Genomic DNA, 6,792 nt, shown 5'->3' on the forward strand with positions numbered 1-6,792 from the left:
ATATTGCGGCATGAAACTGCATAGCTTACAACGGCCCTTTCCATATTGATTATGGGAGGGGCTTTTATTTGGTAGCTAGGTGCTTTAAGACGCTATTTAGCTTTAACATTATAAAATTAAGTGTATAATAGATACAGAATAGTACAGATTCGGATTGGGGGTATAACAGTTGGAAGTGCATGAAGAAGGAATTACAAAGCACGAGCAACTGCTTCAATATATTGAAGGACTGAAGATTGGAACGAAGATATCCGTGCGTAAATTGGCCAAGACGATGACCGTGAGCGAGGGTACGGCTTACCGGGCGCTGAAAGAAGCGGAAAACCTGGGTATCGTCATTACCAAAGAGCGTATCGGTACAGTTCGTGTTGAGAAGAAGCCGCGGAATCTATCCGATCAATTGAGCTTTGAAGATGTGGTGGAAATCGTAGAGGGTCATGTGCTTGGCGGGGCTGATGGGCTAGGCAAAACTTTGCACAAGTATGTGATCGGAGCTATGAAGATCGATGCAATGGCGCGTTATATTGATGCGGGTAGTCTGCTGATTGTCGGGAACCGTGAGGATTCCCATTCCTTGGCTCTGCAGCAGGGCTCTGGCGTACTCATTACCGGCGGGTTCGGGACAAGCCGTGAAGTGAAAAATTTGGCGGACTCCCTGCAGCTGCCGATTATTTCTTCGCGTCATGATACGTTCACGGTAGCATCGATGATTAACCGCGCCTTATTTGACCGCTTGATTAAGAAGAAGATTATGCTCGTTGAGGATATTGTGGCCAGGAAGCCACGGGTAAGTATGCTGAAGCTGACGAGTACGATCGCTGATTTTGACGAACTATCGATTGAGACGGGGGCACAGCATTTTCCGGTTGTCGATGAATGGAATCGGGTCATTGGCATCATTAGCCGCAAGGACATTGAGGAGCTTAGAGGTGATCAGAGCATTGAGAAATGCTTAAGCCGCCATCCGATTACGGTAGGGATGCAGACCACGCTCGCTTCAGCCGCACAGATTATGGTGTGGGAAGGGATTGACTTCCTGCCGGTTGTGGACCGCAATCGCAAGCTAGTCTCCTCAGTCACACGTAGAGAGGTACTTCAGGCAATGCGAGATGCTCAGAACCAGCCGCAGATGGGCGAGACATTTGAACATTTGATGTGGAACGGGTTCGCCGAAGAGCGTGATCAGGATGGCAGGTTGTTCTTCCATGGTATGATCACGCCGCAGATGGCTACTCACTTAGGAACGATCTCTAACGGCGTGCTCAGCTCATTAATGACGCAGGCGGCCTTGACCTTTGCCAAGGATATCAGCGGGGCCGATTATGTCATAGATAATTTATCAACCTACTTCATTCGACCTGTCCAAATTGAGAATCCGGTCGTCATCACTCCGGTCATTCTGGAGATGAGCCGCAGGGCATGTAAATTGGAGATGCTGATGAAATATCAGGACAATATTGTCGCCAAGGCGATGTTGACCTTGCAATCTATCGACCATGCATAGAAGCATAGTCCCTGGACTCTTCTAATCCGCTCTTTGTCTGGAGAAGATTCCATAGTTACGGAAGCCGGCAAAAATATTAAATGCCCCCAGTACCATAAAAACAGCGCCTACAACAACGCGCACAGTCGAACCGGTGAACATGAACATTTGAATGATGGCCAGGAACAGTAGCATGAAGCCCATGCTGATATTGCTCTTGGCCTGTGTGATGCCGCGTTTGTGGTTGTCGGTAGAGCGGCGCGCCTTCAGGCTGAATATAATCGAGCATATGCTGGATATGAACAAGCCGGCATACACCACATACAGAATGCCATCGACCATATAAGTTGGACAGCTCCTTTTCACAATAGAATACTACCAAAAAAATTATGTACAGGGTGATTTATATCATTGTAACATGAAAAATCAACTTCGCACATATGGCCGCATATCGACCCAAATCTGTAGTACGCCTTCACTCACCAACATCGTCTTGATCTGAATACTATAATCCTTGTCGCGGACGGAATATATTTTTCGGTTAAGCAGTGTACGGGCCATTTTGGCATCGGAATCGATATCGAAGATGTTCCTGCCGCGCAACACTTCGAGCTCATCCTGTAGCGTCTGCACGACTTCCTTAACGGCGAGGGAATCTAGCGGAGGGTCTCTTTCTTCTACCGTTACCTTAATCTCCTTGACAACGGTGGAGCGATTTCGATATTTTCGCAGCGTCTTATTGTCTTCTTCCAATTGATAGAGCTTGATCTGCAGGTCTTTGTTCTCGATCCATAGCTGGTTATAGCTCGCCTGAAAGACCATATTGTAGGCAATGCTGCCGATGACTATGCCTAGCAGGAACACGCCGACAAACTGCATAAAGCGCTTGAAGCCCTGAAGACTGGGTCCCTTCATCCCCTGCCGCCCCCGCACATCCAGCGCACGATTTCTGCTCCGATATGAGCTCCTAGAAATGCGAACATTAGATATAGAATCTGCTTAATTGCCGGAGAGATGTTGCCGTCAAAGAAATTACTTTCGATTACCCGCATCGGATCGATCGTTCCGCCTACTGCAGCAGCCAGCGCCCAGATCTTGATGCGACCGGCGATCTCGAGCATGCTCTGAGTCGGCGGCTGGAATGCCATGACCGCCCCGATTCCTCCAATCAGCGCTCCTCCGAGCACGATTCCGAATGCCACGAAGAAGTCGATAATAGCTTTTGTAAGAAAAGTACTCATCTTTCCGTCAGCTCTCCTTTCGCCAGATGGCTCGTTCAGGTATTAATCTTATGTAAAGCGTGAATGGTCCCTTGTCCCTCGTTACTCTCATTCTATGGGCGCAGCCTATGGATGTATGATAAAATCTTTTATTAAAGAGACAGTTTTATAGAGGTAGTTCAAAAGTCCGCTTTTGATAAGAAAACCGATCGATGCCAATTCAAGGATAAGCGACGGCGATTCAGCGGTAGGTTTTCTTGCGATATAGAATTTCATCAGCGTAGCAAGATAACGAATAAATTCTATATATTAACACGAAGTAACACTGAGAGCTTATACGACGTCGAATATTGAATTGTTCGAAACTTCACTTATAAATAGATAAGATTAGTCTTATAGTACGGATTTGACATGGAAAGGAAGGAAACGCATGGACAGCTTTGTTCACCTGCATGTACACAGCGAATATAGCTTGCTGGACGGTGCCGCCCGGCTTGAGGATCTGGTTAAGAGAGCCGCCGGCTTCGGCATGAAGGCGCTGGCGCTGACCGACCACGGAGTGATGTACGGTGCGGTTCCTTTTTATAAATTGTGCAAGGCAAATGGAATCAAGCCGATTATCGGGTGTGAGATGTACTTTACTGCCGGGTCGCGTAAGGAGCGGGGCAGCCGCAAGGATCAGCCGATCCATCATCTGATTCTGCTTGCTAAGAATCTGCAGGGGTATCAGAACCTGATGCGCATGTGCTCGATTGCGCAGCTTGAAGGATTCCATTACAAACCGCGTATCGATTGGGAGGTTCTGGAGCGCCATGCTGAGGGGCTTGTCTGCTTAAGCGCATGTCTTGGCGGAGAAGTGCCGCAGCATCTGTTGCATGGCCGCTATGAGGAAGCGAAGCGGGCCGCTCTGCGCTATAAGGCGGCGTTCGGTGGGGACTTCTATCTTGAGCTGCAGGATCACAGCATCCCGGAGCAGAAGAAGGTGAATCCGCAGCTCATTCAGCTTGCTGAAGAGACGGGAATTGCTCTTGTAGCGACCAATGATGTTCACTACCTGGAGCAGGACGATGCCGAGGTCCAGGATGTGCTAATCTGTATTGGCACGGGCAAGAGCGTAGAGGACGAGGATCGCCTGAAAATGAATACGAACCAGCTCTACCTGAAGGATGGGGCTCAAATGGCTACGCTGTTCCCGCATGTGCCGGAAGCAATTCGCAATACATCGATTATCGCTGAGAAATGCGATTTGGAGCTGGAATTTGGCAAGCATATTCTCCCGGCCTACCGTCCGATTCCCGAGGGGATGGATGCGGCGTCTTATTTAGAGACCCTCTGTCAACAAGGTCTTGCCGAGCGTTATGGCGGTTTGCCGGAGTGGCAGAGCGATGAGGCCCAGGCTTCGCTACAGAAACGGCTCAAGTATGAGCTGGGTGTTATCGCGAATATGGGATTCTCTGATTATTTTCTAATTGTATGGGATTTCATCGCTTTCGCTCATCGCCATGGCATCGCCACGGGTCCGGGCCGGGGTTCCTCTGCAGGCAGTATCGTTGCTTATGTGCTGCATATTACGAATGTAGATCCGATGAAATATAATCTTCTGTTCGAACGCTTCCTCAATCCGGAGCGGGTGACGATGCCGGATATCGATATTGACTTCAGCGATTTGCGCCGGGATGAAGTCATTGCTTATGTATCGGATAAATATGGTTCTGAGCATGTTGCTCAGATTATTACCTTCGGTACAATGGCAGCGCGGGCGGCTGTGCGCGACGTAGGAAGGGCGCTGGGCGTTCCTTTCGGCGAGGTCGATAAGGTAGCTAAGCTCATTCCCGGCAACCTGGGGATGACGATTGAACGCGCGATGAAGGAGAGTCCGGATTTGAAGGGGTTGTATGACTCACAGCCGCGTATTCACGGACTCCTCGATATGGCGATGAAGGTAGAGGGGATGCCAAGGCACGCTTCGACTCATGCGGCAGGCGTAGTCATCTCCCGCGATCCGCTGACAGACGCAGTTCCACTGCAGACGGGTAGCGAAGGTACGGCGCTGACGCAATATTCAATGGAGAATCTCGAAGCGATCGGTTTGCTGAAGATGGACTTCCTCGGTTTGCGTACGCTGTCGATCATCGAACGCTGCATGAAGTGGATCACGGAGGAGAGCGGAGATGTGCCGGATTTTCGTATCATTCCCGATGATGATCACAAGACCTATGAGATGTTAGGCCGTGGTGAGACGACTGGAGTATTCCAGCTTGAGTCGGCGGGCATGCGCCGCGTGCTGCGTGATTTGAAGCCGTCGCAGTTCGAGGATGTTATCTCTGTTCTGGCCCTGTATCGTCCAGGTCCGATGGAGTTTATTCCAAATTATATTTCCTCAAAGCACGGTTTGAGTGAGGTTCATTACCCGCATCCGGATCTGGAGCCAATTCTGAAGGATACGTACGGCATCATTGTCTATCAGGAGCAGATCATGCAGATCGCATCAAGGATGGCTGGATTCTCGCTAGGTGAAGCGGATTTGCTGCGCCGTGCCGTGTCGAAGAAGAAGCGCGAGGTACTGGATGAGCAGCGCGGCCATTTTGTGGCCGGGAGCAAGGCCCAGGGTTATAAGGAGACGGATGCGAACGCGGTCTATGATATGATCGTCCGTTTCGCGGATTATGGCTTCCCGCGGGCGCATGCCGCGGCGTACGGAGTGCTCGCTTTTCAGACGGCTTATTTGAAGGCGCATTATCCTGTGCATTTCATGGCCTCCATGCTAACGGCTGTCATGGGCAGCCACCGCAAGGTTGCCGAATATATTGTTGAGTGCCGCCGGATGGGCATCGTTGTATTGCCACCGGATGTGAATGAGAGCGGGGTGTTATTCACGCCTCGAGTGAACGGTACGAGCAAGACTGGAACGGTAGTCGATTCTGAGATTATCAACATTGGGACGGATAGGCCGATGAATTCAGGTTCCGATTCCAATTCGGGATCAAATTCGGAATCAGGAGAGCCTTATGGGGTCATTCGCTTTGGTCTGGCCGCAATTAAGAATGTAGGAACCCAGGCGATGGAGAGTATTCTGAAGGAGCGGCAGGAGCGGCCTTTTGATAGTCTGCTTGATTTCTGCCGTCGCGTCGATCTGCGCGTCTGCAACAAGCGGGTTATCGAGTCGCTGATTCAGGGCGGAGCGTTTGATTCCTTACCTGGACATCGCGCTCAATTGCTGGCGATGCTGGATGAAACGGTGGAAGCGGCGACGAAGTGGCGTAAGGAACGAGATGACCTTCAGATCCAATTGTTTGATTTCATTGAGACGCCAAACTGGGATATCGAGTATCCTGAGATTCCTATGTTTTCAGTAGGGCAACAGCTTGAACTGGAGCGTGAGTTGCTCGGATTATACTTATCCGGCCATCCGCTGGATGATTATGATGAGCTGATGGATGAAGACGGTATCGATCGGCTGATGGATTTGGCTGAGGCGGTGGATGAGAGCGAGACGGTTGTGGCGGGGATGGTTGTCTCGCTGAAGACGATCATGACCAAGCAAGGCAAGCCAATGGCCTTCATAGAACTGGAAGACCAGATCGAGCGCTGCGAGGTTGTCTTGTTCCCGAACGTGTGGCGCCGCTGCGCGCCGCACGTAACGAAGGGGGCGCTGCTCGCACTGCGCGCTACGGTCCAGCAGCAAGACGAAGGCTTCAAGCTGCTGGCCGATGAGGTGGCGCCGCTGAGCGCGCAGAGCCTCACCGCGCTACGGCGCGGGCTTGGCCGCCGGCGCAGCACGGCGCAGGCAGGCGCTGGCGCCAGCCGCGCTGGAAGCGGCGGGACCGCAGGCGCGAGCGCCGCGGTGGGCGCCGCGAACACGCCTGTACGCGGCAGCGGCGCTAGTGAGCCGCAGTCGGTTCCGGCAGGCGCAGCGGCGCAAGCGGGCGCTGGCCCCGGCGGCGTGGAAGCCGGGGCCAGCGGCAAACCGGGAACGTTGGATACGATGGTATCCGATGCTTCCGGTGCAGGCAGCCCTGCGGATGCTGCCAGTGCGGCGGAGCCGCTCCCCCGTGGCCATGCCAACGGGGGGCAAGCCGCCGCAGGCGG

Annotated in this window: 5 protein-coding genes; 2 read left to right on the forward strand and 3 right to left on the reverse strand. The window is 52.0% G+C overall.

Annotated elements, in window-relative coordinates; genetic code table 11:
* Positions 1-169 precede the first annotated feature (169 nt).
* A complete protein-coding gene (locus ABD014_RS08110; RefSeq protein WP_343859668.1) occupies positions 170-1,504 on the forward strand; it encodes a DRTGG domain-containing protein in 1,335 nt (444 codons plus the stop codon).
* Positions 1,505-1,525: 21 nt separating this feature from the next.
* Here ABD014_RS08110 and ABD014_RS08115 read toward each other — a convergent pair whose 3' ends face one another.
* From ABD014_RS08115 to ABD014_RS08125, 3 genes are all read right to left on the reverse strand, one after another.
* Complete coding sequence (locus tag ABD014_RS08115; RefSeq protein ID WP_343859671.1) at positions 1,526-1,825, reverse strand: YtpI family protein; 300 nt, start codon at positions 1,823-1,825, stop codon at positions 1,526-1,528.
* Positions 1,826-1,909: 84 nt separating this feature from the next.
* Positions 1,910-2,398, reverse strand: a complete 489-nt coding sequence (locus ABD014_RS08120; RefSeq protein WP_343859673.1) for a sporulation membrane protein YtrI — start codon at positions 2,396-2,398, stop codon at positions 1,910-1,912.
* Positions 2,395-2,724 (reverse strand): YtrH family sporulation protein, encoded by a 330-nt coding sequence (locus ABD014_RS08125; protein ID WP_127001172.1) that lies wholly within the window; start codon positions 2,722-2,724, stop codon positions 2,395-2,397. Before ABD014_RS08125 ends, ABD014_RS08120 begins: the two co-directional genes overlap by 4 nt.
* Before the next feature lie 409 nt (positions 2,725-3,133).
* On the opposite strand from ABD014_RS08125, the gene ABD014_RS08130 reads away from it, so the two are divergent.
* The coding region (locus ABD014_RS08130; protein WP_343859677.1) for a DNA polymerase III subunit alpha at positions 3,134-6,792 on the forward strand (3,659 nt) is incomplete at its 3' end.

This window comes from Paenibacillus motobuensis, assembly GCF_039521865.1.
In the GTDB taxonomy this organism is placed as follows: Bacteria; Bacillota; Bacilli; order Paenibacillales; family Paenibacillaceae; genus Fontibacillus; species Fontibacillus motobuensis.

Excerpts from the sequence above, each read along its gene's own strand:
- ABD014_RS08115 (WP_343859671.1), bottom strand. The coding sequence starts at position 1,825 with ATGGTCGATGGCATTCTGTATGTGGTGTATGCCGGCTTGTTCATATCC.
- ABD014_RS08120 (WP_343859673.1), bottom strand. The coding sequence starts at position 2,398 with ATGAAGGGACCCAGTCTTCAGGGCTTCAAGCGCTTTATGCAGTTTGTC.
- ABD014_RS08125 (WP_127001172.1), bottom strand. The coding sequence starts at position 2,724 with ATGAGTACTTTTCTTACAAAAGCTATTATCGACTTCTTCGTGGCATTC.